Annotated in this window: 26 protein-coding genes and 1 pseudogene; 9 read left to right on the top strand and 18 right to left on the bottom strand. The window is 64.5% G+C overall.

What is annotated here, in order from left to right; all coding sequences use genetic code 11:
* The 5 genes and pseudogenes from X742_RS0138195 to X742_RS144580 all read right to left on the bottom strand — a co-directional run.
* Positions 1 to 311: pseudogene (locus X742_RS0138195) on the bottom strand (signal recognition particle-docking protein FtsY); the annotation flags it as partial.
* Between the two features lie 12 nt (positions 312 to 323).
* A complete protein-coding gene (gene mtaB / locus X742_RS144565; RefSeq protein WP_031248383.1) occupies positions 324 to 1,649 on the bottom strand; it encodes a tRNA (N(6)-L-threonylcarbamoyladenosine(37)-C(2))-methylthiotransferase MtaB in 1,326 nt (441 codons plus the stop codon).
* Positions 1,649 to 2,533 carry a diaminopimelate epimerase gene (gene dapF / locus X742_RS144570; RefSeq protein ID WP_023782135.1) on the bottom strand — a complete coding sequence of 295 codons (885 nt, stop codon included), beginning with the start codon at positions 2,531 to 2,533 and terminating at the stop codon, positions 1,649 to 1,651. Before dapF ends, mtaB begins: the two co-directional genes overlap by 1 nt.
* Before the next feature lie 333 nt (positions 2,534 to 2,866).
* The gene (locus X742_RS144575) at positions 2,867 to 3,433 is read right to left on the bottom strand and encodes a hypothetical protein (RefSeq protein WP_023774513.1); all 567 of its coding nucleotides are present in this window, start codon (positions 3,431 to 3,433) and stop codon (positions 2,867 to 2,869) included.
* Positions 3,434 to 3,513: 80 nt separating this feature from the next.
* Positions 3,514 to 4,524 carry an MBL fold metallo-hydrolase gene (locus X742_RS144580; RefSeq protein ID WP_023774512.1) on the bottom strand — a complete coding sequence of 337 codons (1,011 nt, stop codon included), beginning with the start codon at positions 4,522 to 4,524 and terminating at the stop codon, positions 3,514 to 3,516.
* Between the two features lie 121 nt (positions 4,525 to 4,645).
* Here X742_RS144580 and X742_RS144585 point away from each other — a divergent pair, with 121 nt between their 5' ends.
* The 3 genes from X742_RS144585 to zapE all read left to right on the top strand — a co-directional run bounded on the left by X742_RS144585 (position 4,646) and on the right by zapE (position 7,067).
* Positions 4,646 to 5,089, top strand: a complete 444-nt coding sequence (locus X742_RS144585; RefSeq protein ID WP_023774511.1) for a hypothetical protein — start codon at positions 4,646 to 4,648, stop codon at positions 5,087 to 5,089.
* Positions 5,090 to 5,227: 138 nt separating this feature from the next.
* Positions 5,228 to 5,767 carry a protease inhibitor Inh/omp19 family protein gene (locus tag X742_RS144590; RefSeq protein ID WP_023774510.1) on the top strand — a complete coding sequence of 180 codons (540 nt, stop codon included), beginning with the start codon at positions 5,228 to 5,230 and terminating at the stop codon, positions 5,765 to 5,767.
* Positions 5,768 to 5,858: 91 nt separating this feature from the next.
* Positions 5,859 to 7,067, top strand: coding sequence for a cell division protein ZapE (gene zapE, locus X742_RS144595; RefSeq protein WP_023774509.1), 1,209 nt, complete (start codon positions 5,859 to 5,861; stop codon positions 7,065 to 7,067).
* Between the two features lie 38 nt (positions 7,068 to 7,105).
* On the opposite strand, the gene X742_RS144600 is transcribed toward zapE, so the two are convergent.
* Entirely contained in the window at positions 7,106 to 7,315 is a 210-nt protein-coding gene (locus X742_RS144600; RefSeq protein ID WP_023774508.1) for a 4-oxalocrotonate tautomerase family protein, read from the bottom strand.
* Positions 7,316 to 7,477: 162 nt separating this feature from the next.
* Entirely contained in the window at positions 7,478 to 8,398 is a 921-nt protein-coding gene (locus X742_RS144605) for an SMP-30/gluconolactonase/LRE family protein (protein ID WP_023774507.1), read from the bottom strand.
* A 281-nt stretch (positions 8,399 to 8,679) separates the two neighbouring features.
* On the opposite strand from X742_RS144605, the gene X742_RS1000000173015 reads away from it, so the two are divergent.
* Positions 8,680 to 8,847, top strand: a complete 168-nt coding sequence (locus tag X742_RS1000000173015) for a hypothetical protein (RefSeq protein ID WP_023774506.1) — start codon at positions 8,680 to 8,682, stop codon at positions 8,845 to 8,847.
* 84 nt (positions 8,848 to 8,931) lie between these two features.
* Here X742_RS1000000173015 and X742_RS144610 read toward each other — a convergent pair whose 3' ends face one another.
* From X742_RS144610 to X742_RS1000000175980, 3 genes are read right to left on the bottom strand one after another with little or no spacing between them, the layout of a single operon-like run.
* Complete coding sequence (locus X742_RS144610) at positions 8,932 to 12,267, bottom strand: error-prone DNA polymerase (RefSeq protein ID WP_023774505.1); 3,336 nt, start codon at positions 12,265 to 12,267, stop codon at positions 8,932 to 8,934.
* The gene (locus tag X742_RS144615) at positions 12,264 to 13,742 is read right to left on the bottom strand and encodes a DUF6504 family protein (RefSeq protein ID WP_023774504.1); all 1,479 of its coding nucleotides are present in this window, start codon (positions 13,740 to 13,742) and stop codon (positions 12,264 to 12,266) included. The genes X742_RS144610 and X742_RS144615 overlap by 4 nt, the downstream gene beginning before the upstream one ends.
* Positions 13,684 to 14,727, bottom strand: coding sequence for a RecA protein (locus X742_RS1000000175980; protein ID WP_023774503.1), 1,044 nt, complete (start codon positions 14,725 to 14,727; stop codon positions 13,684 to 13,686). The genes X742_RS144615 and X742_RS1000000175980 overlap by 59 nt, the downstream gene beginning before the upstream one ends.
* 177 nt (positions 14,728 to 14,904) lie before the next feature.
* Here X742_RS1000000175980 and X742_RS144625 point away from each other — a divergent pair, with 177 nt between their 5' ends.
* Complete coding sequence (locus X742_RS144625) at positions 14,905 to 15,327, top strand: metallopeptidase family protein (protein ID WP_023774502.1); 423 nt, start codon at positions 14,905 to 14,907, stop codon at positions 15,325 to 15,327.
* A 16-nt stretch (positions 15,328 to 15,343) separates the two neighbouring features.
* Here the strand turns inward: X742_RS144625 and X742_RS144630 are convergent, their stop codons facing one another.
* Both X742_RS144630 and X742_RS144635 read right to left on the bottom strand, forming a co-directional pair.
* Positions 15,344 to 15,550, bottom strand: a complete 207-nt coding sequence (locus X742_RS144630) for a DUF1737 domain-containing protein (protein WP_015314987.1) — start codon at positions 15,548 to 15,550, stop codon at positions 15,344 to 15,346.
* Between the two features lie 37 nt (positions 15,551 to 15,587).
* On the bottom strand, positions 15,588 to 16,475 hold the full coding sequence (locus tag X742_RS144635; RefSeq protein ID WP_023774501.1) for a CoA ester lyase: 888 nt from the start codon (positions 16,473 to 16,475) through the stop codon (positions 15,588 to 15,590).
* Positions 16,476 to 16,757: 282 nt separating this feature from the next.
* Here X742_RS144635 and X742_RS144640 point away from each other — a divergent pair, with 282 nt between their 5' ends.
* The 4 genes from X742_RS144640 to X742_RS144655 are packed head-to-tail and all read left to right on the top strand — an operon-like array spanning position 16,758 to position 21,790.
* Complete coding sequence (locus X742_RS144640) at positions 16,758 to 18,293, top strand: DUF4173 domain-containing protein (protein WP_023782128.1); 1,536 nt, start codon at positions 16,758 to 16,760, stop codon at positions 18,291 to 18,293.
* Positions 18,294 to 18,296: 3 nt separating this feature from the next.
* Positions 18,297 to 18,989 carry a response regulator transcription factor gene (locus X742_RS144645; RefSeq protein ID WP_023774499.1) on the top strand — a complete coding sequence of 231 codons (693 nt, stop codon included), beginning with the start codon at positions 18,297 to 18,299 and terminating at the stop codon, positions 18,987 to 18,989.
* A complete protein-coding gene (locus X742_RS144650) occupies positions 18,980 to 20,596 on the top strand; it encodes an ATP-binding protein (protein ID WP_023774498.1) in 1,617 nt (538 codons plus the stop codon). The genes X742_RS144645 and X742_RS144650 overlap by 10 nt, the downstream gene beginning before the upstream one ends.
* Before the next feature lie 27 nt (positions 20,597 to 20,623).
* On the top strand, positions 20,624 to 21,790 hold the full coding sequence (locus X742_RS144655) for an FAD-binding oxidoreductase (protein ID WP_023774497.1): 1,167 nt from the start codon (positions 20,624 to 20,626) through the stop codon (positions 21,788 to 21,790).
* Between the two features lie 38 nt (positions 21,791 to 21,828).
* On the opposite strand, the gene X742_RS01000000170605 is transcribed toward X742_RS144655, so the two are convergent.
* From X742_RS01000000170605 to X742_RS144670, 6 genes are all read right to left on the bottom strand, one after another.
* Positions 21,829 to 22,398, bottom strand: coding sequence for a DUF72 domain-containing protein (locus X742_RS01000000170605; RefSeq protein WP_348524188.1), 570 nt, complete (start codon positions 22,396 to 22,398; stop codon positions 21,829 to 21,831).
* The gene (locus tag X742_RS1000000176770) at positions 22,325 to 22,630 is read right to left on the bottom strand and encodes a DUF72 domain-containing protein (RefSeq protein ID WP_023774495.1); all 306 of its coding nucleotides are present in this window, start codon (positions 22,628 to 22,630) and stop codon (positions 22,325 to 22,327) included. Before X742_RS1000000176770 ends, X742_RS01000000170605 begins: the two co-directional genes overlap by 74 nt.
* Before the next feature lie 73 nt (positions 22,631 to 22,703).
* Complete coding sequence (locus X742_RS01000000170600; RefSeq protein WP_023774494.1) at positions 22,704 to 23,036, bottom strand: SRPBCC domain-containing protein; 333 nt, start codon at positions 23,034 to 23,036, stop codon at positions 22,704 to 22,706.
* Between the two features lie 197 nt (positions 23,037 to 23,233).
* Positions 23,234 to 23,680, bottom strand: coding sequence for an SRPBCC family protein (locus X742_RS144660; protein WP_023774493.1), 447 nt, complete (start codon positions 23,678 to 23,680; stop codon positions 23,234 to 23,236).
* Positions 23,680 to 23,997 (bottom strand): metalloregulator ArsR/SmtB family transcription factor, encoded by a 318-nt coding sequence (locus X742_RS144665; protein ID WP_015314978.1) that lies wholly within the window; start codon positions 23,995 to 23,997, stop codon positions 23,680 to 23,682. The genes X742_RS144660 and X742_RS144665 overlap by 1 nt, the downstream gene beginning before the upstream one ends.
* Positions 23,998 to 24,077: 80 nt before the next feature.
* Positions 24,078 to 24,533, bottom strand: a complete 456-nt coding sequence (locus X742_RS144670; RefSeq protein ID WP_023774492.1) for a GNAT family N-acetyltransferase — start codon at positions 24,531 to 24,533, stop codon at positions 24,078 to 24,080.
* Positions 24,534 to 24,571: the final 38 nt, after the last annotated feature.

Raw genomic sequence — 24,571 nt, 5'->3', positions numbered from 1 at the left:
GGCAAAGGTTCCGGCTCAGCTGGAACGGTCGGCTCCGGCGTAGGCGGAATGGTCGGGGCAGGCTCTGGCGTCGGCTCCTCGGCGGGCGCTGGCCTTACCTCCTCACGGGGAGGGTGGGGCACGGTCGCCGGCGCGGCTTCCGCCGCAGGCTGCTCGCGCTTCAAAAACTCCGGCACGGCCTGCTCGGCCGCCGGTTTCAGCGCGTCGAGCTGGTCCCATTTGATCGGGGGCAGCGGAGCGGTCTCGTCGATGCGCTCCTCGACGACCTCCTTCTTGCCGAACGAAAATATCTTCTTGAAAAAACCAGCCATGCTTTTGTGTTCTCAGGCGGCGCGGGCGGGAAGGGGGGCGGCTAACAGCCTGATCCCGTCGTGGCCGGTTATATCAGCCTCGACAATCTCTCCGGGCGCGCCGGTGCCGAGTGCGGCAAGCGTGAACCCTTCGGTGCGGCCAAGGCCGTCGCGCTCGATCAGGACCGACTGACGGCTGCCAGCGAGCGAGGATAGGTGGCGCTGGTAGGCCGCTTCGCCGGCGGCGCGCAGCCGGGCGGCGCGCTGCTTGACCAGCTCTCGACGCAGCTGCGGCATGCGCGCGGCGGGGGTGCCTTCGCGCGGCGAAAACGGGAAGACGTGGAGATGGGTCAGGCCGCACTCCTCGACGATTTTTTCCGAGTTCTCGAACATGGCGTCGGTCTCGGTCGGGAAACCCGCGATAATGTCGGCGCCGAAAACAATGCCGGGCCGCAGTTTGCGCACATCCTCGCAAAAGCGGATCGACTGATCGCGCAGATGCCGGCGCTTCATGCGCTTTAGGATCATGTCGTCGCCCGACTGCAGCGACAGATGCAGATGCGGCATCAGCCTGGGTTCTGTGGCCAGCGCATCGAGCAAGTCGTCGTCGGCCTCGATCGAATCGATGGAGGACAGCCTGAGCCGCTGTACGTCGGGCACCTGACGCAGGATGGTCTTCACCAGCTTGCCGAGCTTCGGCGCGCCTGGGAGGTCGGCGCCGAAAGACGTCATGTCGACGCCGGTCAGCACGATCTCGGCGTAGCCATTGCCCGCCAGTCGCTTGACCTGCTCGACCACGGCGCCCATCGGCACCGAACGAGAATTGCCGCGGCCATAGGGGATGATGCAGAAGGTGCAGCGGTGGTCGCAGCCATTCTGCACCTGCACGAACGCACGGGCCCGGCCCTCGATGGCGTCGACCATGTGGCCGGCGGTCTCACGCACCGAGAAGATGTCGTTGACGCGCGCCTTCTCGGTGTCGTTGACGCCGAAATCCGGCAGCGCGCGATAGGAATTGGCCTTCAGCTTCTCCTCATTGCCAAGCACGAGATCGACCTCGTCCATGGCGGCGAATTTTTCGGGCTCGGTCTGCGCGGCACAGCCGGTGACGATGATGCGCGCGGCCGGGTTGTCGCGGCGCGCCTTGCGGATCGCCTGCCTGGCCTGGCGCACCGCTTCGCCGGTGACGGCGCAGGTGTTGAAGATGACGGCGCCGCCGCCCAGTGCGCCGAGGCCCGCATTTTCGGCCTCGCGCCGCATCACTTCGGACTCGTAGGTGTTGAGACGGCAGCCGAAAGTCACCACGTCGATGCGGCCGGGCTGCTTCGCCACGTCGACGTCCTTGGCCAGAGCTGACATCACGCCGCGCTTTCGGTGTCGCGGGCCCATTGTCCGGTCGACGGATCGAAGCTGCCGGAGAATTCCCACTCGGCCGCGCCGGTCAGGATGACGTGGTCGTCCTCGCGCCACTCGACATGCAGCGTGCCGCCGCCGGGGGTCAAAAGGTTGACGCTGCGGCCCGTGCGCCTGGTGCGCGCGGCGGCAACGACAGCCGCGCAGGAGGCGGAGCCGCAGGCCTTGGTCAGGCCGGCGCCACGCTCCCAGGTGCGGATGATCATGCTGTCGGGCGAGGTCACCTGCGCGATGGTTATGTTGGCGCGCTCGGGAAAGATCGGATGGTTTTCGAGCAGCGGGCCGAAACGGTCGAGTTCATAGGTCCAGACATCGGCGTCGACCCAGAAGATCGCGTGTGGGTTGCCCATCGAGACGGCCGAAGGCGAATGCAGCACCGGAGCGTCGATCGGGCCGACCTGCAATTCGATCATGCGGGTGTCGCGGAACTCCTCGGCCAGCGGAATGTCGCGCCAGCCGAAGCGCGGCGTGCCCATGTCGACCGAAATCGAGCCGTCCGCGTGTTCGCGGGCATTCAAGATCCCGGCCACGGTTTCGAAGGTGAAGGTCTTCTCGCCGGTCTCGGCGGCCAGCGCCTGGACGACACAGCGCATGCCGTTGCCGCAGGCCTGCGCACCCGAGCCGTCGGAATTCAGGATGTCGACGAAATAGGCGGTGCCCGGCGTCCTGGCGTCGTGGATCGCCATGATCTGGTCGAACCGCGTCGAGGCATCGGCATTGAGCGCGACGGCAGCCGCGGCCGTCACCCGATCCGCACGGCCACGCATGTCGGCAACGATGATCTCGTTGCCGATGCCGTTCATCTTGGCGAAAGGGGCCGTGCCTGCCATTGCTCCGAAATTTCCATGTCCGTTCGGCGCTATATGGCGGAAACGGGCAGGAATTACCAGTGCGCAGCCNGTGGCGGCCGCGCCCGCCAGCGCCGGCATGCCGAGCAGGCTCGCCGCGGCGGCGATGATCAGGAGAATGATGATCCATTTGAGCATGGGAACGCCTCGCAAGCCGGACACATTGAAACCGATTGAAAAACGCGGCTGTCGTGCTTTGGGTTCCCGGGGCCGGGAGATAGCGCTTGCAGGTGTGGTTTCAGTCGGCGCCAATCGAACGTATGACCCCGCGCCGGAGCCGTCTCCATTGGACATCGTGGTTTTCCCGGCATCGCCTCAGCCGGCGATCTCGATATCCGTGTTGAAGGGAGCCGTCTTGCTCGAATTCTCGTCATGCATGACGAAGTCGCACCGGTATTTGCCGGCCGGCAGGCCGTCGAGGGAGAGGTCGAGTTTGAAGAACAGTTCGCGATTGTGCGAGCGAGAGGCGATCTGAACACGGCCGACCTTCTCCATTGTGCCGAGCTTTTCGCCGGCTGCCGACACGACGGTGATGTCGACAGAAAGCGCGATCATGCTGTTGCCGAGGCCGTCCTTGCCGTAGCCGTAGCCGACCGGCTCCATGTACAGCACGATTTTCTCCCCGGGCTTGTATATGTGGTTTGCGCGCTCGCTGTAGATACCGAAGCCAGAGGCGGTGTCGACCTGCTTGACGTTCAGGACGCCAAGCGGCATCGCTTGCCAGAGCGCTTCCTGGGCGCTGCTGAATTTCTCCAGCGCACCGGCGCCATCACCCGACTGGAGCAGCTTCTCGGCCTCGGCCGCCCGATCGCTGATCTCGCCCGCGAAAGCCGCCGGCACCGAGACCGCCAGCGCCAAAAGACCTGCCATGATTGACTTCATCTGATTCCCCTATCCTGTCCGGGGATGACCATCAGCGAAAACCATGGCAGCGTAAACGGTCATTCCAGCCATCGAGGCGATCATATCCGGGGCACTTCCCAGATCTCGCCGGGCCGCAAGGCGCGAAAGCGCTCCTGTGGGATGCCTCGGCCGTCCAGCGCCTCGGCCAGCTTCCGGGCAGGCTCGTCGAACGGCTCGTCGGTGAGCTGGAACGTGCCCCAATGGCAGCCGGCGGCGAAGGCCGCGTTGCACAACGCCATGCCCTGGACCGCTTCCTCGGGGTTCTGGTGCTGCGGCGCCATGAACCAGCGCGGCTCGTAGGCGCCGATCGGCAGTATGGCGAAGCGGAAGCCGCCATGCCTGTCCGCCATCAGCCGGTAGTTGATGCCGCCGTGGAAGCCGGTATCGCCGGCGAAATAGATTTTTCCACCCGGCGTCTCGATGACGAAGCCTGCCCACAGCGCCATGCGCCGGTCGCGAGCCCCGCGCGCCGACCAGTGATGCGCTGGTTCGACGTGGATCGCGGTGCCGTTGGAGACATCGACCCTGTCGCCCCAGTCATGCACGGAAAGCCGCGTGCCGGGCACCGCGGGGGCGATGATGGCATCATTGCCGAGCGGCGTCACCACCAGCGGATCGTGCTTCTCCTGCAACTGCCTCAGCGTGGCAAGGTCGAGATGGTCATAGTGGTTGTGGCTGACCAGCACGAGGTCGATCGCCGGCAGATCGCCAAGGGCGATACCCGGCGGATTGACGCGCCTGGGTCCGGCAAAGGAGAACGGCGACGTGCGCTCCGACCAGACCGGATCGGTAAGGATGTTCAGCCCGGCGGTCTGGATCAGCAAGGTCGAATGGCCGACCATGGTCACGCTCAGATCGGCGCCTTCGACAGTCGCGGCCGGCTTTGCCTGCGCAAAGGGGCTCGGGCTGGCAGCAGGCCATTTCGAGCGTTGGCCGCTGAACTGCCATTTCAGCAGATCCTTGAAGGGCCCGGGCATCCGGCCGCCGGGATTGAAGAACAGGCTGCCGTCGAAATGGTCGCTGGGCGGGCCACTGTAGTAGCGGTTGGCGGCTTTCTTTCTGGCGGCCAAGGTCTGCGCTCCGGGGGGTTTCGGTGAATTCTTTGTTTTCACGCAATTCCCAGGGGGAAAGGGCTGCGCGTTTTNGGCAAGGCGGTCTCGGCTAGGATCGCGGCATCAGGAGGAAGACGCCATGGCGATGAAGCGGACGAAGACACCCTGGATGAAGGCCGAGGATTTCGGTCGCTCGCTGCCGCGCGGCATCGGCGTCAATCTGCTGGTATCGGACATGGCGGCGATGGTAGCCTTCTGCGGTGACGTGCTTGGCGCCCGCATCGTCTATGCCGACGAGGATTTCGCCGCGATCGAGCTTCTGGGATCTGTGTTCATGCTGCATGCGGACCATTCTTATCTCGACAATCCCATGACGGGCTCCATCGCGGGTGCGGAGACGCGCGGTGCCGGCATCGAACTGCGTCTCCATGGCGCGGAGCCCGACGCGATCGAGGCGGCGGCGCTGGAGCATGGCCACATCGTGCTGGCCGGCGCGATCGACAAGCCGCATGGTCTGCGCGAGTGCTATATCGTCGGACCGGACGGATATGTGTTCGTGCCGAGTGCGCCGCTCGCCGGGTGAGTGCGACAAATTTGCAACGATTCATACCGCAAACCCTATTTTAACCATATCGGGTTGAAATTTCGCCACCTTCTCCATCTTGGTGGAGGTGAGATTGCGCGGACGGCTTCCCCCCAGCCGGATCCGACGGAGGTTGTAATGAATTTTTCGAAAGGCGGCCTGGTGGCCGTATCCCTGGCGGCAATCGTTGCGAGCGGCTGCTCAACCTCACGCTTCTCGTCGATGGACGACCAGCAACCGGCGCCGCTGCAGCCAGCCCCCGCTGGCCAGGTGAGTTCCAACCAGCTGCCGCCGCCGGCCTCGCCCGGCACCACCGACCCGTCGCAGTTCCCGACCGCGCCTGCCAACACGCAGGTTGCTTCGCTGCCGCCGGACGGCGCGGCGCCAGCGGGTGCCGCCGATCTCAGCGCGGCGGCCGTCGCCGGTGTCTGGAATGTCAGCGTCTCCGGCCAGAGCTGCAAGGTGGCGACGCCGCAGACCAAGTTCGGCGCCGGTTTCCGCGCCGGGCCGCTGCATTGCCCGGCGCCGATCGACGGCATCAAGTCGTGGAACGTCGCCGGCAAGCAGCTGACGCTTTATGACGAGAATGGCGGTTCGCTGGCGCGGCTTTATTCGTCGGGCGGCTCGAAATTCGACGGCCAGACTTCCAACGGGCAACCGATCTCGCTTACGAGGTAGGACATGCCGATATCCAGGTGATGCCGGCGGCGTGACCTCAATCTCGGCACCCCCTTCCCTGGGTATCCTGCTCTGAATAATGACGTGATCGATGCATCTGCGTGACGGCCTCCAGACCCATCCGACCGTCCGGCAGCGCTACGACCATCTGGTGGTATCAGGCGCGATCGAGCGCGATGCCGCGCAGGAAGAGATCGCCGCCGCGCTCGACCGGCTGACCGTCGAGATCTCGGCCAAGCGGCTGGCGCACAAGTCCAGTGCACTGGGCTGGCTGTTTGCCCGCAAGCGCGAGACGCACGAAGCGGTCAAGGGCCTCTACATCCACGGCGGCGTCGGCCGCGGCAAGACCATGCTGATGGACATGTTCTTCGAGCTCCTGCCGGTCAGGCGCAAGCGCCGTGTGCATTTCAACGACTTCATGGCCGACGTGCAGGACCGTATCCAGAAACACCGGCAGGCACGCAAGGAAGGCACGGTCAGGGAAGACGATCCGATCCCGCCGGTGGCCAAGGCGCTCGCCGAGCAGGCCTGGGTGCTGTGTTTCGACGAGTTCTCGGTCACCGACATAGCCGACGCCATGATCCTGTCCAGGCTGTTCTCGGCACTGTTTGCCAATGGGGTCGTACTGGTCGCCACCTCGAACGTGGCGCCGCAAGATCTTTACCGTGACGGGTTGAACCGCCAGCTTTTCCTACCGTTCATCGCCATATTGGAACGCCACGCGCAGGTGCTGTCGCTGGACGGGGACAAGGATTACCGGCTGGAAAAGCTCGCCCGTACGCCGGTCTATGTCACGCCGGCCGATGCGGCGGCCGACCAGGCGCTCAACGAGGCCTGGCAGGCGATGACGCGCGGGGCGCCGACGGCCGAGACCTCGCTGACGCTGAAGGGACGCAAGGTGGTGGTGCCGGCCGCCGCTGGTGACGCGGCGCGTTTCACCTTCGCCGACCTCTGCGAAAAGCCGCTCGGCGCGCGCGATTACCTGGCGATCGCCGGGCGGTTTTCAACTGTTTTCATCGACCGTGTGCCGGTGCTGGGCGAAGGCAAGCGCAACGAGGCCAAACGCTTCATCCTGTTGATCGACACGCTCTACGACCATCATACGCGGCTGGTGGTGAGCGCCGACGCGCTACCGCACGCGCTTTATGTGGCCAAGCGCGGCGTCGAGGTGTTCGAATTCGAGCGAACCGCATCGCGGCTGATCGAGATGCAAAGCCGCGACTGGCTGGAGAGCTGGGCGAAGCGCCGGACGGGTGAAAGTAGGGTCGGCGGAGGCACGGCCGCACCTTCACCTTCCTGAGCAGAGCCCAGGATTTGCAGCGCTCATCGCGCCTTGGATTACTTCTTGGCTCTCAACGTCTCGACGTCGGTCTTGCCGACGTACCAGTCGCGGGCGTTGACCTCCTCGAAGACGACCCAAACGTCGTCATTGCCCAGCCCGGTGGCGTCCATGATGGCCGCCGTGACTTTCCTGGCGATGTCAGCCTTCTTGCCTGCCGGATCGGCGGCGATCACTTCCTTGACGATGCGGATGTTGACGAATGGCATGACGCCCTCCTCTTGAATTGTGTCTGATACCGCCGAGAGCCGGCTTCGAACTCCGCTCCGGTGAACCGCAGGATGGTGGCTCCGGAAGCCGCGGCGAAGCGGGCGCAGCGGCTAGCCGCAAAACGGCCAATAAGGGCCGCCAGAGAAGCGTTTCCAGCAGGCTCAATAGGTCTTGGCCCCGTTCACCATCAGCCGCACCGAATAAAGCGAGGTGGTGCCGGCGATGTAGAGACAGTTCAGCTTGGCGCCGCCGAAAACGCAATTGGCGGTCACCTCCGGTACCTTGACCTTGCCGATCAGCGTGCCGTCGGGATCGTAGCAATGGATGCCATCGGCGGCACTCGTCCAGATACGTCCATCGGCGTCGAGCCGGAAGCCGTCGAACAGTCCGGCCGTGCAGTCGGCGAACACCTTGCCTCCGGAAACCTTCTTGCCGTGCTTGCCGACGTTGAACACCCGCATATGTGCCGGGTTCTCGGCGCCATGCGTGCGGCCGGTGTCGACGACATAGAGCAGGCTTTCGTCGAGCGAGAAGGCAAGGCCGTTCGGCCTGACCATGTCGGTGATGACAGCCTCGATATCGCCCGTGTCGGGATCGACCCGGTAGACATGGCAGGCACCGATTTCACTCTCGGCTTTATCACCCTCATAGTCGGTGTCGATGCCGTAGGTCGGATCGGTGAACCAGATCGAGCCGTCGGACTTCACCACCGCGTCGTTGGGCGAGTTCAGCGGCTTGCCCTTCCATTTGGCGGCGATGGTGGTGATCGAGCCGTCATGCTCCGTGCGGCTGACGCGGCGGCCCGAATGCTCGCAGGTGACCAGCCGGCCTTGCCGGTCGACGGTGTTGCCGTTGGAATTGCCGGACGGCTGCCGGAAGACACTGACGCTGCCGTCCGTCTCGTCGTAACGCAGCATGCGGTTGTTCGGAATGTCCGACCAGACGACATAGCGGCCGGCGGCGAACCAGGCCGGCCCTTCCGCCCACCGGCAGCCGGTGAACAGCTTCTCCACCTGCGCGTTGCCGTTGAACAGGCGCCCGAAACGTGGATCGAGAACCTCATAATAGTCTGCGGCCGCCATGCATTTCCTCCCAGTCATCGGTGACACCGGATCAAGCCAGCCCGCAATCGATCTGGCAAGACAGGGTAACGCTAATTTGTAAGACAAAACGGAAGGCGGCTCGCCGGCCGGCCAGGCCGCGTCTTGCCAGACCTTAGGGAGCCATTAACCGGCTATGCGCTGGCTGCAATGGTGCATTGCAACATCTTCTTTTTGCAACGCACCATTCCTATGTCATGATCCGTACCGATCAAGGGAGGAATAAACGGCCGCGCCGAATGCGGCACAGAAGGAACCTTGCTATGATCTTCAACGACCTCATGACCCGCGCTCGCAGCAGCATCGCCAAGCGCAAGCACTACAATCGTCTCGTCGCCGAAATCGACAGCTTCTCCAGCCGCGATCTGGCCGATATGCGCGCCGACCGCTCGGAAATGCTCTACCAGATCCACAAGCAGATCTACGGCTGAGCAACCCATAGCGTTTGTCGTCTCGGGTAGCCGCCACGGAGCTTCGCTCCTGCTTTGCCCGTGGATGACGAAGGTGGGTCGGGCCTACTGAAAATTACGCCCTTTGGGCATGACCCTCTCCGCCTCTTCGGACAGCATTGCGAGATCCTGTCCGTCTTTCAGCATCGCGGGCCGTATTTCGGGTTGGCCGGAGCGGTCTGAAGGATCGGCGGCCGGCAGTGCGGTCGCACCGACCTTTTCCAGCAGCACGGTCAGCCAGGGCGTCAGGTCCTCGATCTTTTCGGCGACGATATGGACGACACCTGATTCCGACTGCAGTTTCCCGGTGACCTTCACAAACCGGGCACCCATGACGATGGGCCGGAAACGGATGAAGGTCCTTTCCCAGAAGATGACATTGGCGACGGCCTTGTCGTCTTCGAGCGTGAGAAAGATCGCGTTGCCCTTGCCGGGGCGCTGGCGCACCAGCACCAGTCCGGCAACGCAGACCCGCCTGCCGTCGCGCACGGAAGGCAGGCTCGCATTGGGAGTGATGCCGGCGTGGTCGAGCCGCTCGCGCAGGAAGGCGACCGGATGCGCCTTCAGCGACAGGCCGAGCGAGCGGTAGTCATGGATGACATGCTCGCCGAGAGGCATTTTCGGCAGCCTCGTTTCAGGCTCCAACTCGCGCAGGCTGAGCGCCGGCTGGTCGAACAGCGGCAGCTTCTCGGCGGCACTCCTGCCGTCGAGCGCGCGGACCTCCCAAAGTGCCGCGCGGCGGTCGAGGCCGATGGAGCGGAAGGCGTCGGCCTGCGCCAATTTCTCGATCTCGTCGACATTGAGGCCGGAGCGCAGCCAGACATCCCGGACCGTCGAGTAGCCGGCGCCGCGCCGCTCGACGAAAATCTCCATGCGTTCCCTGGAAAGTCCCTTGATCTGCCGGAAGCCGAGCCGCACCGCATGCCTCGTCTCGATGACACCGCGCATTTCCGCATGGCGCGGCAGGATGCGGGCCGGGTCGAAAAGCGCCTTTTCCAAAGTGCAGTCCCAGACGGAGAAATTGACGTCGACCTCGCGGATGTCGACGCCATGGTCGCGGGCGTCGCGCACCAGCTGCGCCGGCTGATAGAAGCCCATCGGCTGCGAATTCAGGATCGCGGCGCAGAACACGTCCGGATAGAAGGTCTTGAACCAGCAGGAGGCGTAGACGAGCAGCGCGAAGGAAGCGGCGTGGCTTTCGGGAAAGCCATACTCGCCAAAGCCCTCGATCTGCTTGAAACAGCGCTCGGCGAAGTCCTTTTCGTAGCCTCGACCTGTCATGCCGTCGATCATCTGCTGGCGATAATTGCCGATCGTGCCGGTGCGCTTGAAGGTGGCCATGGCACGGCGCAGTTCATCGGCCTTGCCCGGCTTGAAGCCGCCGGCGACGATGGCGATCTTCATCGCCTGCTCCTGAAACAGCGGCACGCCCAGCGTCTTGCCGAGAATCTCTTTCAGCTCCGCCTTGGGATATTCGGGCTTTTCCTTGCCCTGCCGCCGGCGCAGATAGGGGTGCACCATGTCGCCCTGGATCGGGCCCGGTCGTACGATCGCCACCTCGATGACGAGGTCGTAGAATTCGCGCGGCTTGAGACGCGGTAGCATCGACATCTGAGCACGCGATTCGATCTGGAAGACGCCGAGCGTATCGGCACGGCAGATCATGTCGTAGACACGGGAATCCTCCTTGGCGATCGTATCCAGGGTCAATGGCCTGCCATAATCGTCTCTCACGCCGTAATGGGTCTCGAGCAAGGTGAAAGCGCGCTGGAGGCAGGTCAGCATGCCGAGCGCCAGAATATCCACCTTGAGGATTTTCACCGAATCGAGATCGTCCTTGTCCCATTCGACCATCTTGCGCTCGTCCATCGCCGTCTTGACGATGGGGACGATCTCGTCGAGCCGGTCCTTGGTGATGACGAAGCCGCCGACATGCTGGGAGAGGTGGCGGGGAAAGCCCATGATCTCGTTGGCGCGTTCCATCACATGCCGTGATACCGGATCCCTGCTGTCGAGGCCGCCGGCCCTGGCTTCCTTCTCGCCGAGTTCCGAGGTCGACCAGCCCCAGATCGAGCCGGAGAGAGACGCCCTGACATCCTCCGAAAGGCCCATCGCTTTCGACACTTCGCGCAGCGCCGAGCGGCCGCGATAGCTGATGACGGCGGCGGCGAGTGCCGTGCGCTTGGAGCTGTATTTTGTATAGATGTACTGCATCACCTCTTCGCGCCGTTCATGCTCGAAGTCGACGTCGATATCCGGCGGCTCGTTGCGTTCCTCGGAAATGAAACGCTCGAACAGCGTGTCGATCTTGTCCGGCCCGACCTCGGTAATGCCAATGCAGAAGCAGATGATCGAATTGGCCGCGGAGCCGCGGCCCTGGCAGAGAATGCCTTCGCCTCGGGCGAATTTGATGATGTCATGGACGGTCAGGAAATAACGGGCGTAATTCAGCCGCTCGATCAGGACGAGCTCTTCCTGGATTCGTTTTATCACGCTGGCGGGGATACCGCCGGGAAAGCGCCGGGCTGCACCTTCCCGAGCCAGCCGCTCCAGCTCCGCCTGCGGCCCGAGACCCGATTCCGTCGGCTCGTCGGGATAATTGTACTGAAGATCGCCGAGCGAGAAGGTCAGCTCTTCGCCGAAACGCAGCGTCTCCGCCAGCGCTTGCGGATACCGGCGGAACAGGCGCGCCATTTCCTGCGGCGGCTTCAGATGGCGTTCGGCATTGGCGGACAGCTCCAGCCCCACCTCGGCGACCGGAACATTGAGGCGGATCGCGGTCAGCACATCCTGCAGCGGGCGCCGTTCGGCCGTGTGGTAGAGCACATCGTTGGTCGCCATCAGCGGGATGCCGCTGCTCTCGGCGAACGCCGCCGCCTGCTCGATCCGGAAGCGATCATGGCCGGCATAACAGGGTGAGACGCCGAGCCGCGGGGCCCTGCCGAAGCGATCCTTGAGTTCACGGAGCAAAGCCAGACTGTCTTGCGCGCCGGCCGCCAGATCGGGCAGGACCGCCAGCGACATCCGGTCCCCCCATTCGAGCAGGTCGTCGCGCCGGAGCAGGGTGGCGCCCTTTTCGGTCTCGTCACGCAGATTGGCCTGGGTGAGCATGCGGCACAGATGGCCCCAGCCCGCGCGGTCCCTGGGATAGGCGAGAATGTCCGGCGTGCCGTCGCCAAAAACCAGCCGGCAGCCGGGATGGTAGGCAAGCTTTTCGACCTTGGCCTGCTGCCAGGCGCGCACCACGCCGGCGACGCTATTGCGGTCGGCGAGCCCGATCGCGGAGAAGCCCATGAGCTTGGCCGCGACCACCAGCTCCTCGGGCTTGGAGGCGCCCCGCAGGAAGGAGAAATTCGACTGGATGCCGAACTCGGCATAGGGGATGACGGTCAGCGCGTTCATGCGAAGACCCCATGCATGAACCAGCGCGGCGGGATCTGCGAGACGCCGCCGTAAAGGCCTTGCCGGTACAGCCAGTAGCGGCGGCCACCGGCATCCTCGATGCGGAAATAGTCGCGTGTCGATGCCGCCGCATCGCCCGGCGCCTCGCGCCACCATTCGGCGGCGATGCGCTCCGGACCTTCGGCGCGCGTCACACGATAAAGCGCGCGGCGCCAGCGGAAATGCAGCGGCGGTCCCTCCGGCATTTCGGTGGTCGGCACCTCGATGGGCTCGGGCGAACGGAACAGCCGGATCGGTCGTTCCGGCGGGAAGATGGTCATCGGCGCCTGCATCCTGTCCGGCTTCTTGGGTGGCGTGGTCCGGCGCGGGGCTTCGGTGAAGGGAATGATGGCGACGGCGCGTTCCGGCAGATGGCTTTCCACGGGAACCTGCTGCAGAACCGCGCCCTCACCGAGGCGGGCGCGGATACGGTCGGCGAACAAGGCGATGTCGGCGCCGTCATCGGCCGCTTCGCCGGTCAGATCGGCCTGCTGCATGTCGAAAGCGGCGACGGCCAGCACCGAGAGGCGCACCAGGTCGAAGCCATATCCGGCATCGATATGCTGCTCGAGTGCCGCCAGCCTTTCATGGAACAATTTCCGGACCAGCAAGGGTTCGCGCATCGGCCGCGAGGTGCCGAGCGCGATGCGGCTGACGGCGCCGTCGACGCGAAAAAGCAGCAGTGCCAGGCTCCTTGCGCCTTCGCCGCGGCGTTCGAGGTCGGTCTTCAAGGTCGTCGCCAGCATGCCCACCAGCCGTTCTATTTCCTCCGTCAGCGTGACGGGCTCGGCGAGATGACGTTCGACCGAAAGCGGCGCGACGGGAAGACGCGGTGAGATCGCCTCGTCGAGACGGCCAAGCGCCTGGTCGAGGCGCTGGAGCAGCAGGGCGCCGAACCGGCGGGCGAGCGGCGCGCGCGGCGCCGCCATGACGGCGCCCGCCGTGCGCAGCCCCACACTTTCCAGGCTAGTACGGGTTTCCGGCGCTATGCGAACGGCGGCCAGCGGCAAGGGGGCAAGCAAGGCTTCCTCCTCGCCTGATGGAACGATGCGGTCGCCGCAAAACCGGGCCGCCGCCCAGGCCGCTCCGGGCGTGCCGGCAAGCCCGCCGCGGACGTCGAAACCCTGCTGGAAGAAGCGCGACAGGATTTCGTCCAGCATGGCGCGTTCGCCGCCGAACAGATGGGTGCAGCCGGTGACGTCGAGGAACAGGCCGTCGATGCCGTCCAGCGCCACCAGCGGCGTGTAGCGGTCGCACCAGTCGGCGAGGCCCTCGAGCAGGCGCCGGTCGGCCTCCGGATCGGCTTCGACGATGTCGATCGACGGATGCATGGCGCGCGCATCGGCAATCCCCATGTCGCGCTTCAGGTGCAGCGCCTCAGCCCGCGCGTCGAGGGCCGAGATGCGCTGCGCGTTGCCCTGGCGATGGCTGATCACGAGCGGTGGGTGAGATAGCTGCGGATGATCCGACGGCCGGGAACGCCAGGATTTCCCCAGACGCTGCCGCAGGATCCTTTCTGTCGCGAGATAGGGAAACCATAGGGACAGGATTCTCTGCCCATTCGTTGCTCGCCCTGCGCCTTTCCTCGCCCCTTCTTTCATCGAATTTGCGTTCATCGGGGTTCCACTCCAGTGTGAATTGTCCAGGCAGGGCCGTGCGGCTCTTGCCGATGCTGATGGTGAAGGCCGGGTGGCCGATCGAGCCGGCGAGCGGCCCGGCGACTGTTTCGCGCGGCACGGCCGGCGCCGACGCGACAATCAGACGAACAGGCGCCGCCGTCGGTTCGGGCTCGGCCGCTTGCCGCAGCAGGAACACCGGCCGGCCGGCACCTTGCGCCCGCGCATGCAGGCGGCGTGTCGCGGTCAGGTCCAGCCGCTGCGGATTGCCGCGGATCTCTAGGATGACGGCGGCAAGCGCGGTCATCCGGGCCGCCTCCTCGGCGATCCACAGCGCATCGACAAGCCGGGGCGCCTCGGAAAACAGCAATTGCCCGGGCTCGATGCCGAACGAGGCATGCAGCCCCCTGGCATAGGGAAAGCCGGCCTCGTGGAAAATTTCCGATGTCCCGATCCACAGGATGGGCAGCCCCTGCGCCTGGTTGAGGATCAGGCTGACGATCGACAGGGCGAAACCGGCGACGGCTCCTGCATCGCGGGTTTCCAGGCCATGGATTTCGGTCAGGGCGGCTTTCGGCAGGCCGCCGCTGAGCGCGGCATCGAGCCGCTCGATGCCAATGGGCAGGAAAGCATCCGGCAAGGCCGCGGCAAGGCCGCGCCGGACGATCGTCAGATCGCTGCCGGCGTCAGCATCAAGGGGCGCGCCAGCCGGTGCCTGCAGGCGCTCGGGCAGTGTTCCCTCGATCTTCGCGATCTGGCGGCGCAGGGCAAAAACAGTCTCCCGCGCCACGGCGGTCATCGCCATGACGGTCAGCTTTCACTCACAATTGTTCCTGTTATGTTCCTATAGATTCCAGAGGGGATCGGAAGAGTCAAGCAGAGTCATCAAGGAATTTATTCCTCTTCCTGCGCGACACCGGCGTACAGGCGTCATTTGCCTCGACCAGCGCGAACGCCTATATCCGGGATCAAAGGACAAAGCATGGCCCGCATCTACAAGACCCGCACCTGGCATGGTGAACTTGCGCCCTCGATGGAGGAATTGGAGTTCCTGGCCCTGGAGGCCTATGCCCACCTGCCGGAGGATTTTCGCAAGCTGACCGGCGAGATCGTCATCCAGATCGCTGAGTTCCCGACCGACGAGATCATGGACGACCTGTCGCTGGAAACGCCGTTCGACCTGCTCGGCCTGTTCGAGGGGCGCGGCATCGCCGAACGCTGGAACCCACAAACAGGCGAAGGCCCGAACCGCATCACGCTCTACCGCCGCGCCATGCTCGACTACTGGGCCGAAAACGAGGAAACGCTGGGCGACATCGTCACCCACGTGCTGATCCACGAGATCGGCCACCATTTCGGCCTGTCGGACGATGATATGGAGAAGATCGAAGAGGCGGCGGAGTAGCTCTCGGCGTTTTCCCCTACCAGTCGCTGAGCTTCGTATCCGGTCCGTATTCCTGGCCATCGACATCCTTCACCACGGCCTGGCCGCAGCGCATGGTCTTGGTCTTCTTGTCGTAGGCGTAGGTCGGCGAGCCGAACAGGTGCCAGCCCTTGTTCAGCGCCGCCGTCACCTTATGGCAGAAGCTGGCGTCGTCCGGGGCGGTGAGAAAGCGGTAGAGTTTCATCGTCCAATTCCTGTCGTGTATCCCAAATCGGCGAATATCATGCGCCGATGGCGGCCGCTTTCGCCAGAAGTTTTTCGGCCTGCGCCAAGTGCAACCGCTCGACCATCCTGCCATTCAGCGCGATGACGCCCTTGCCGCTGTTTTGAGCAAGCGCGAAGGCATCCTTCACCGCGCGCGCCTCGGCCAGCGCCTGCGCCGACGGGGCGAAGGCACGGTTGGCGGCCTCAATCTGCGATGGATGGATCAGCGTCTTGCCGTCAAAGCCCATGGCGGCGGCCTGCGTGCACTCACGCGCGAACGCGTCCGGGTCGCGAAAATCGTTGAACACGCCATCGAGCATGTCGATCCCGCCGGCGCGTGCCGCCAGCAGCATCTGCATCAGCCATGGCAGAAGATAGGCGCGATCCGGCGTCGCCAGCACGCCGGTATCCTTGATCAGGTCATTTGTTCCGGCGATGAAACAATCCAGGCGCGAGGCGGGGTCGCGGCCGAGTTCGGCAATGGCGCCGATGTTGAGCATGGCCTTGGGTGTCTCGATCATCGCCCATAGTTTCACGCTGTCCGGGGCAAAATTATCGTCCAGCACATCGCCAACTTCGAGCACGTCACGCGGCGTGTCGACCTTTGGCAGCAGGATGCCGTCCGGCTCCGCCTTGGCCACGGCCGCAAGATCGTCAGTGCCCCATTCGCTGGACAGCGCATTGACGCGCACCACCATCTCGCAGCGCCGGCCATTGGCATCAGGGCGGTTGGCGAAAATGCCGGTCAGTTTTTCGCGCGCGGCGATCTTGTCGGCGGGGGCGACGGCGTCCTCGAGGTCGATGATGACCGCGTCGCAGGCAAGCTGCGCGATCTTGGCCAGCGCCTTGTCGTTGGAGGCCGGGACATAGAGCACGGAGCGGCGCGGGCGGTAGGTTTCAGTCATGCCAGATCTATGCCGTGTGTGGTCGGGCGAGGCAAGCCGATAGCCCTGCACGAAAACTGCACGCGCCTGCGGAAAACCTCCTCCGATCCGCCGCATCGCTTTCCTGCATGCCTGCGAGACAGTCGGCATGCACAAGCGAGCAAAACCCCGTCTACCTTACCGGCTGCGCAGCGAAGGCTGGTGGCTGGTCGACCCGCAACGCGCCAACCCCGCTGCAATTCCCCGGTTTGTCCGCAAGAGTCCGCCGCCATGGCGATGGGACGCCATCAGGAAAATCAGGCCGTGACCTCCTTCTTCCGCGCCGCGCCAAGCTATTGCAGCCGCTTGGGCGTCGCCGTGCTGCTGGTCGCGCTCGCCGATTTCCTGTTCTACGGCCAGCCCGCCGGGATCACGGTTCTGCTGTTCGCCATCCTGATTGCCGCCGCTGTGGTTGCCGTGCATCCCGCCGCCTTCAGCGACGGCAAGGTATGGCTCAAGTCGGCCGCCTTGCTTGTCGCGCTGTTGCCGCTCGCCGAGACTGTCAGTCCCTTGTCCGTCTCGATCGCCCTTGCCGCGCTGGTGGCGTTCGCGCTTTCGCTGAGCGGCCGGCTGCGACACCGCACGGCGCGCGTTGCAGGCCAGATCGTGCTGTTCGCACTGGCGGCGCCGGTCCGGTTCCTCAGCGATTTTCTCAAGTGGCGAAGAGTGGCGCGGCGGTTCGGCGGGCATCGCATAAGGCTGGCGGCGATCGCGGTCTGGGTGATGCCGCTGACGCTGGGCGCGGTCTTCGTCGCCCTTTTCGGCGCCGCCAATCCGGTCATCGAATACTGGCTGTCGCTGATCGATCTGATGAAGCTGCTCGACCTCGTCCAGTTGACGCGGATTGCCTTCTGGCTGTTCGTGCTTGCCGGCGTCTGGGCCTTTCTACGGCCGCGCCTGCCGCGCTTTCAGCGCCGCATCGCCAGGCCAAATCACCCTGCTGCCGATGCCCAGCCAGCGGCGGACAGGCACGCCGTCGAGGACATCGTCTTCGGCAAGGCCGCCATCCTGCGCGCGTTGATCGTCTTCAACGTTTTGTTTTCGCTGCAGAGCGGGCTCGACGCCACCTATCTGTGGGGCGGGGTCGCGCTTCCCGATGGTTTGAGCTACGCCGCCTACGCGCATCGCGGCGCCTATCCCTTGATCGTCACCGCGCTGCTAGCCGCCGGTTTTGTCCTTGCGGCGTTGAGGCCCGGCAGCGAGACATCGGCCGACCCGCTCATCCGCCGGCTGGTCTATGCCTGGGTGGCGCAGAACATCATGCTGGTCGTCTCATCGATCCTGCGGCTCGATCTCTATGTCGGCATCTATGCGCTGACCTACTGGCGCGTCGCGGCTTTCGTCTGGATGGGACTGGTGGCGGCCGGCCTTGCGCTGATCATCGCCCGTATCGCGCTCGGAAAATCCAGTGAATGGCTGCTCTCCGCCAATCTTCTGACGTTATCCCTGGCGCTTTATGTCTGCTGTTTCATCAACTTCGCAGCAACGATCGCCGATTACAATGTCGACCACTCTCTTGAAATGACCGGCCAGGGCATTCCCCTCGACGCCTGGTATCTCCGCTCGCTCGGGCCGGACGCGTTTCCAGCGCTCGATCGCTTCCTCGACCGTCGGCGCGGGACGGCCAATGCCGGTGCCGTCGGCGAACTGGCAAGGTTGCGCGGTGTCGATGAAGGCTGGTATCGCAGCCTGCAGGAAAACTGGCGAAGCTGGAGCTTTCGCGACTGGCGCCTGCTTCGCTATCTCGACAAAAGGCGGCCTATTGTTCCCAGCGTCGCAGAACCCGTGCCGGATCGCTAATCCATGCCGCATCACATCCTCGTCGCCGACGATGACCCGCATATCCGCGAAGTGATCTGCTTCGCGCTGGAAAAGGCCGGCATGAAAACGGCCGCCGTGTCCGATGGCGCCGCCGCTCTGCAGGCAATCGAACGGCGCACGCCCGACCTTGTCGTGCTCGACATCGGCATGCCAGAGATGGACGGGCTGGAGGTCTGCCGGCGGCTGCGTCACACATCAGACGTGCCGGTGTTGTTCCTGTCCGCGCGCGACGAGGAGATAGACCGCATCCTCGGGCTCGAAATGGGTGGGGACGACTACGTCACCAAACCGTTCAGCCCGCGCGAACTCGTCGCCCGCGTCAACGTCATCCTGCGCCGCGCCCGTCCGGCGGCGCTCGAACCGGCCGACGACAGGCAGTTCGCGCAGGGAAAACTCACCCTGGCGCCGGCCAGCCACGCGGCCGCCTTCGACGGCAAGCCGCTCGCCCTGACGGCGATCGAGTTCTCGATCCTGAAAGGGTTTCTGGCGCGGCCCACCCATGTGCTCGATCGCGACGCGGTGATGGCCAATGCCTATGCCGGCAAGATCCATGTGGCCGACCGCACCGTCGACAGCCATATCCGCAACATCCGCGCCAAGCTGGCGGCGATGGGTTGCCCGGAGGTCATCGAAACCGTGCACGGTGTCGGCTTCCGGCTCGGCCGATGCGGCTGACGACATCAAGCAAGTCGATTGGCAGCAAGTGGATCGGCCGCAAATGGCGGCCGCGCCTTGCCACGGTCGTCGTCGCCATCCTGATCCTGGTGATGTCCCTGCCGCTGGTCGGCCTGTTCTTCTTCCGCCTCTATGAGAACCAGCTGATCCGTCAGACCGAAGCGGAACTGATCGCACAGGGCGCCGCCATCGCCGCTATCTATGCCCAGGAGGTGCGCGACGCCGGCATTTCACCGGAAAAGCTTGGCGTGGCGATGCCGCTGGCGAATGGCACCAGGAGCCGAGGCGCCAATCTCGATTCGCCCTATCGGCCGATCGAGCCGCAGCTCGATCTCGCCTCGGATTACGTGCTTCAGACCAGGCCGGTAGGGATTCCTGCCACGGTCGATCCAGCTTTCGCCGCGATCGGCGCGCGGCTGGCTGGGATTCTCGATGCGACGCAGAAGACCACGCTGGCCGGCTTCCGGCTGCTCGATCCCAGGGGCGTCGTGATTGCCGGGCGCGACGAGATCGGGCAGTCGCTCGCCGAGGTCGAGGAGGTGCGTGAGGCACTCGCCGGGCGCTATGCCAGCGCGCTCAGGCTGCGCATCCCCAACCAGCCGCCGCCGCCGCTCTATTCGGTCAGCCGCGGCACCAGGGTGCGCGTGTTCGTCGCCCTGCCGGTGGCCGTCGACGGCAAGGTCGCCGGCGTGGTCTTTGTCTCGCGGACGCCTAACAACATCATAAAACATCTCTATGGCGAGCGCGGCAAGGTGACGGCGGCAGCGATCGCCATTCTCGGCGGCACGCTGCTCATCGGCCTCGTTTTCCTGCGCACCGTCAGCCGGCCGATCTACGCGCTCATCGACCGCACCCAGCGCATCGCCGCCGGTGAGCGCAGCGCGATCCGGCCTCTCGACCACCATGGCACGCGCGAAATGGCGGAGCTTTCCGCCGCCTTTCTCGATATGGCCGAAAGACTACAGGCGCGCTCGGACGCCATCCAGACCTTCGCCACCCATGTCTCGCATGAACTCAAATCGCCGCTGACGGCGATCCAGGGTGCGGCCGAATTGCTGCGCGATTCAGGCAGCGGGATGGCCGATGAAGAGCGGCGGCGCTTCTCCGACAATATCGTCACAGATGCAGGGCGGCTCAACCTTTTGGTCCGGCGGCTTCTCGACCTGGCGCGGGCCGAAAACCTCGCGCCCAGCGGCGAAAGCACCTCGGTCGGCGCCGCGCTGGCGCTGCTCCCCGTCGACGCGAGGCTGGCGGTTGAGGTCGAGGCCGGCGGCGACCTGGCCTTCCGCATCTCGTCCGAGAACGCTGCCATCGTGCTTGCCAATCTCATCGACAATTCGGCCAGGCACGGCGCGACCCTAATTTCCATCACCGCCGCAAGCGCGAGCGGCAGGGTTTCCGTTCTGGTCAGCGACGACGGCGCCGGCATTTCGCCGAGCAACCAAGGGCGGATCTTTGAGCCGTTCTTCACCACGCGGCGCTCTACCGGCGGCACCGGCATGGGTCTGGGCATCGTGCTGGCCCTCCTGAAAGCGCATGATGGTACGATCCGGCTGGTTGACTCCGAGCGCGGCACGCGCTTCGAGATCACTTTGCCGGTCGCGTAGATTGCGGACGGGGGATCGGAGAAAAAAGTGCGCTACGACATCGTCATCATCGGCGGGGCCATCGTCGGATCCTCGGTCGCCTACTATCTGCGCGAGGAAGGGTTTTCCGGCTCGATCGCGCTGATCGAGCGCGACCCGCAATTCGCCCATTCGGCGACGACGCTGTCCATGGCCTCGATCCGCCAGCAATTCTCCATTCCGCAAAACATCCGCCTGTCGCAGTTCACGCTAAAACTGTTTCGGCGGCTGAAGGAAGAATTCGGCACCGACGCCGATATCGGTTTTCGCGAGGGCGGCTATCTCATCCTTGCCGGCGAGGCCGGGCTGCCGATCCTGAAAGCCAACCACGAAGCGCAGGTCGCCGAGGGCGCTGACATCCTGCTTGAGGACGCCGAACAGCTGACGCGCCGCTTCCCCTGGCTGTCGGCCGAAGGCATCACCGCCGGCGCCTATGGCCGGACCGGCGAGGGCTGGTTCGACGCGCATGCGATGCTGATGCTGTTTCGCAAGGCGCTGCGGCAGAAGAAGATCGACTTTATCAGCGCGTCGGTCACCGGCGTCGAGCGGCAGGGTGACCGCGTCACCGGCGTCAGCCTCGACAATGGCGATCGGCTCGAGGCCGATACCGTCATCAATGCCGCCGGGCCGAATGCCGGCAAGGTCGCTGCCCTTGCCCAGCTTTCGCTGCCGGTCGAGCCACGCAAGCGCAACGTCTTCGTCTTCGAGGCGCGCGAGAAATATGCCGACATGCCGCTGCTGGTCGATCCCTCCGGCATCTATGTCAGGCCGGAAGGCTCGGTCTACCTCACCGGCGGTGCCGAGCCGGAGGAGGGCGACGGCCCGGCCGATCCCGGGGATTTCGACGTCGACTGGCCGCTGTTCGAAGAGGTGATCTGGCCGGTGCTGGCAACCCGCATCCCGGCCTTCGAAGCGATCAAGCCGACGCGCGCCTGGGCGGGGCATTACGACTACAACACGCTCGACCAGAACGCCGTCATCGGCCCCCACCCCGAGGTGACGAATTTCCTGTTCGCCAACGGATTCTCCGGCCATGGGCTGCAACAGGCGCCGGCGGTCGGCAAGGCGCTGGCCGAACTGATCGTGCATGGCGGCTACCGGACGATCGACTGCTCGGCATTTGGCTACGCGCGTGTCGCCGAAGGGCGGGCCTTCCGGGAATTGAATGTGATTTGAGGCGGCAAGAACGATCGACGTTAGCTGCCTCTCCAGGTCTATGCCATCATCGCGTCAATCTTGAGCGCGTTGCCCAGCGCATTGCCTCCGGCCGTGTTGTCGAAAATTCCCCAGACCTCGGCACCCGAAGCGGCCGCTGCCTCGACTTGCCGGCTGAAGCGGTCGAGACTTTCGGCATCGTAATCGGAATAATAGACGCGCGGCGCGCCATGCCAACGGAAATAGGCGAGGCCGGGCCAGCCGCCCGGCACCGCGGCAGGTGGCGCCGGAGCCGGATCGGCGGCAACGCGCGCGATCCGGCGAGCCGCCAGAAGTGCTTCAGCCTCTGCATCGAACCAGCTGGGATGGCGCGGCTCGCAGACCAGCCTGGCTTGCGTTCGCTCGCCCAGCATGTCGAAGAAATCGCTCGCGACATCTGGCTCGAACGACAGGCTCGGCGGCAACTGCACCAGAAGCACGCTCAGCTTTCCACCGAGACCTTCGACCTCTTGGAGAAAGCTTTGCAAAAGATCGTTGCAGTCCACGAGACGGCGCTCATGGGTGATCGCCTTCGGCATCTTGGCGGCGAAGCGGAAGTGCTNCGTTGCAGTCCACGAGACGGCGCTCATGGGTGATCGCCTTCGGCATCTTGGCGGCGAAGCGGAAGTGCTCCGGCACGGCGCGTGCCCAGCGCTCATAGGTCTCGCGGCGGTGCGGCTTGTAGAAGGACGTGTCGATCTCGACGATCGGAAAGTGCCTGGAATAGCGCTCTAGATGCGATCCGGGTTGCGGGAAATTATCCTTGTATCGTGTCGGAATGCCCCAGCCAGCCGTGCCTATGAAGCATGCCTGTTTTCCCATGCATGGGGATGTGGACCAGAACAGACGTGGGTCAAGGCGTGCGGAGGGCGCGTGACGACGCTCCACACGCCGATCAGGCCCCGGCCAGCTTTCCAGTCTCGATATGAGCTTGCAGCCAGGCCAGCACTCGTGCCCAGCCCTTGGCATGTTCAGCCGCCGCCTCTCGCAGCCCGCCAAAGCCGGCATGGCAGATGGTGACGCGCGTGCCGTCGGCGATAGGCTCCAGCAGCCATGCGACCCTGGTTTGCCGCCGGCCAAGCGTGGGATGGTCCCGACCATATGCCCACGTCTGCACGATCCGGCGCGGTGTTTCGATTTCGAGGAATTCGCCGCTGGCCGGCAGGTCCCTACCGCCGGCCAGCGCACGACCACGGTCCAGCGGCCGCCGACGCGAAGGTCGGCCCACCAGCCGACCATCCTGTAGGTATCGGCTGACCCCCACCATTGCTCGACTTCCTTGCAGACCAGCGCCCCGAAGACGCGTTCGGGAGGCGCGCCAATCTCGGCCGATGCCATGATCGTCTCGCCATTGGTCATGCTCCGCACCCTGAGAGCTTGCATGATCTATGCCTCCATGGAATTTGTTCCGCCAGCGAAACGAGCTCAAGCTTTCGACGGCGGACGCTCGAATCCCTTGCCCGTCTCGAGCAGGCTCTTCAGGCTGGCCAGCACCAGCGGCCAGCCCTTGGCGACATTGTCGATCAGCCTGTGCGGGCCGTCCGCCTCATGGGTCACGGCAAGTTTCATCAGCTCGCCGTCGGGCTCGATGGTGAAGGTGCAGCGCGTGTAGCCGTCCTCCCTGATCTCGGGCATCCATTCATTGCGCCATTTGATGACCAGGCGGCGTGGCGGGTCGATCTCGAGAATCTCGCCACTGTCGGCGACACGGCCGTCCGGGAAGATCAGCTTCCAGCTGGAGCCCACCTTCCACTCGCTCTCCTGATAGGAGCAGAGGAAGAACTGCCGGTTGAACCCCGGGTCGGTCAACGCCTCCCAGAGTTTCTCCGGCGTGGTGCGGATGTAGGTTACATAAACGAAGCTGTTGCTCATCAGTCTTCCCTTTCGAGGCGTTTCTTCAGGTCACTCAACGCATCAAGCCGATGGCGCTCGAACTTGCCGATCCAGCGCTCGGCGATCTCGTTGATTGGAACCGGGTTGAGGTAGTGCTCCTTCTCTCGGCCCCGGCGGATGGTGGTAACGAGGTTCGCTTCTTCCAGGATCGCCAGGTGCTTGGTCACCGCCTGGCGGGTCATGGCCATCTCTGCGCAAAGCGCATTCAGCGTCTGTCCGTTCCTGGCATGGAGGCTGTCCAGCAATTGCCGGCGTGTCGGGTCGGCCAGGGCGCGAAAAACGGCATCCATGCTCATGGCTTAATATGCAACCATTTAGTTGCATGTCAAGCGGCAAGATCGCGCACCATTGACGATGGATAGATCACAGAAGAAAGTCAGCGCTTGCGGGAGATCCAGAAGGCGTCGGGTATGCGCTTCATGCCGATGCGTTCATAGAATCCGACAGCGTCGGGCATGGAAACCAGGCTGATGGCGACCGACGGTCCGAGCTGCCGGGCCACCTCGTCCATCAGCCCCTTGCCGATACCCAGGCCTTGCGCCTTGGCCGAGACGGCAAGATCGCTGATGTAGCAGACCCAGGAAAAGTCGGTCAGGCAGCGGGCAACGCCAATCAGCGGCGTGGCTTCCATGTCGAGATGGGCCATGTCGAGGCGGGCCATGTCGAGACGGGCGGTCACGATCAGGTTGGCGCCCTCCAACATCGCCTTCAGCCTTGCCTCGTCATCGACAGGCCGGACTTCGCCGAGACCGGACTCCACCAGCACGCGGCGGAATTCGGAAATGCCGAGCGCCGGTTCACGCGTATAGAGGACGTGGGAGTTTTCCGCCATGGGACCAGACTGCACCATCGGGCGGTGAATTCGAAGCT

It is taken from the genome of Mesorhizobium sp. LNHC229A00 (assembly GCF_000502415.1).
Lineage (GTDB): Bacteria > Pseudomonadota > Alphaproteobacteria > Rhizobiales > Rhizobiaceae > Mesorhizobium.
The sequence above is the reverse complement of the archived record's forward strand: the minus strand, read 5'-3'. Positions and strand labels throughout refer to the sequence as shown.

Bases quoted from the DNA above. Each gene is read 5' to 3' on its own strand.
- mtaB (WP_031248383.1), bottom strand. From the start codon at position 1,649: ATGTCAGCTCTGGCCAAGGACGTCGACGTGGCGAAGCAGCCCGGCCGC.
- dapF (WP_023782135.1), bottom strand. From the start codon at position 2,533: ATGGCAGGCACGGCCCCTTTCGCCAAGATGAACGGCATCGGCAACGAG.
- X742_RS144575 (WP_023774513.1), bottom strand. From the start codon at position 3,433: ATGAAGTCAATCATGGCAGGTCTTTTGGCGCTGGCGGTCTCGGTGCCG.
- X742_RS144585 (WP_023774511.1), top strand. From the start codon at position 4,646: ATGGCGATGAAGCGGACGAAGACACCCTGGATGAAGGCCGAGGATTTC.
- X742_RS144590 (WP_023774510.1), top strand. From the start codon at position 5,228: ATGAATTTTTCGAAAGGCGGCCTGGTGGCCGTATCCCTGGCGGCAATC.
- zapE (WP_023774509.1), top strand. From the start codon at position 5,859: ATGCATCTGCGTGACGGCCTCCAGACCCATCCGACCGTCCGGCAGCGC.
- X742_RS144600 (WP_023774508.1), bottom strand. From the start codon at position 7,315: ATGCCATTCGTCAACATCCGCATCGTCAAGGAAGTGATCGCCGCCGAT.
- X742_RS144605 (WP_023774507.1), bottom strand. From the start codon at position 8,398: ATGGCGGCCGCAGACTATTATGAGGTTCTCGATCCACGTTTCGGGCGC.
- X742_RS1000000173015 (WP_023774506.1), top strand. From the start codon at position 8,680: ATGATCTTCAACGACCTCATGACCCGCGCTCGCAGCAGCATCGCCAAG.
- X742_RS144610 (WP_023774505.1), bottom strand. From the start codon at position 12,267: ATGAACGCGCTGACCGTCATCCCCTATGCCGAGTTCGGCATCCAGTCG.
- X742_RS1000000175980 (WP_023774503.1), bottom strand. From the start codon at position 14,727: ATGGCGATGACCGCCGTGGCGCGGGAGACTGTTTTTGCCCTGCGCCGC.
- X742_RS144625 (WP_023774502.1), top strand. From the start codon at position 14,905: ATGGCCCGCATCTACAAGACCCGCACCTGGCATGGTGAACTTGCGCCC.
- X742_RS144630 (WP_015314987.1), bottom strand. From the start codon at position 15,550: ATGAAACTCTACCGCTTTCTCACCGCCCCGGACGACGCCAGCTTCTGC.
- X742_RS144635 (WP_023774501.1), bottom strand. From the start codon at position 16,475: ATGACTGAAACCTACCGCCCGCGCCGCTCCGTGCTCTATGTCCCGGCC.
- X742_RS144645 (WP_023774499.1), top strand. From the start codon at position 18,297: ATGCCGCATCACATCCTCGTCGCCGACGATGACCCGCATATCCGCGAA.
- X742_RS144650 (WP_023774498.1), top strand. From the start codon at position 18,980: ATGCGGCTGACGACATCAAGCAAGTCGATTGGCAGCAAGTGGATCGGC.
- X742_RS144660 (WP_023774493.1), bottom strand. From the start codon at position 23,680: ATGAGCAACAGCTTCGTTTATGTAACCTACATCCGCACCACGCCGGAG.
- X742_RS144665 (WP_015314978.1), bottom strand. From the start codon at position 23,997: ATGAGCATGGATGCCGTTTTTCGCGCCCTGGCCGACCCGACACGCCGG.
- X742_RS144670 (WP_023774492.1), bottom strand. From the start codon at position 24,533: ATGGCGGAAAACTCCCACGTCCTCTATACGCGTGAACCGGCGCTCGGC.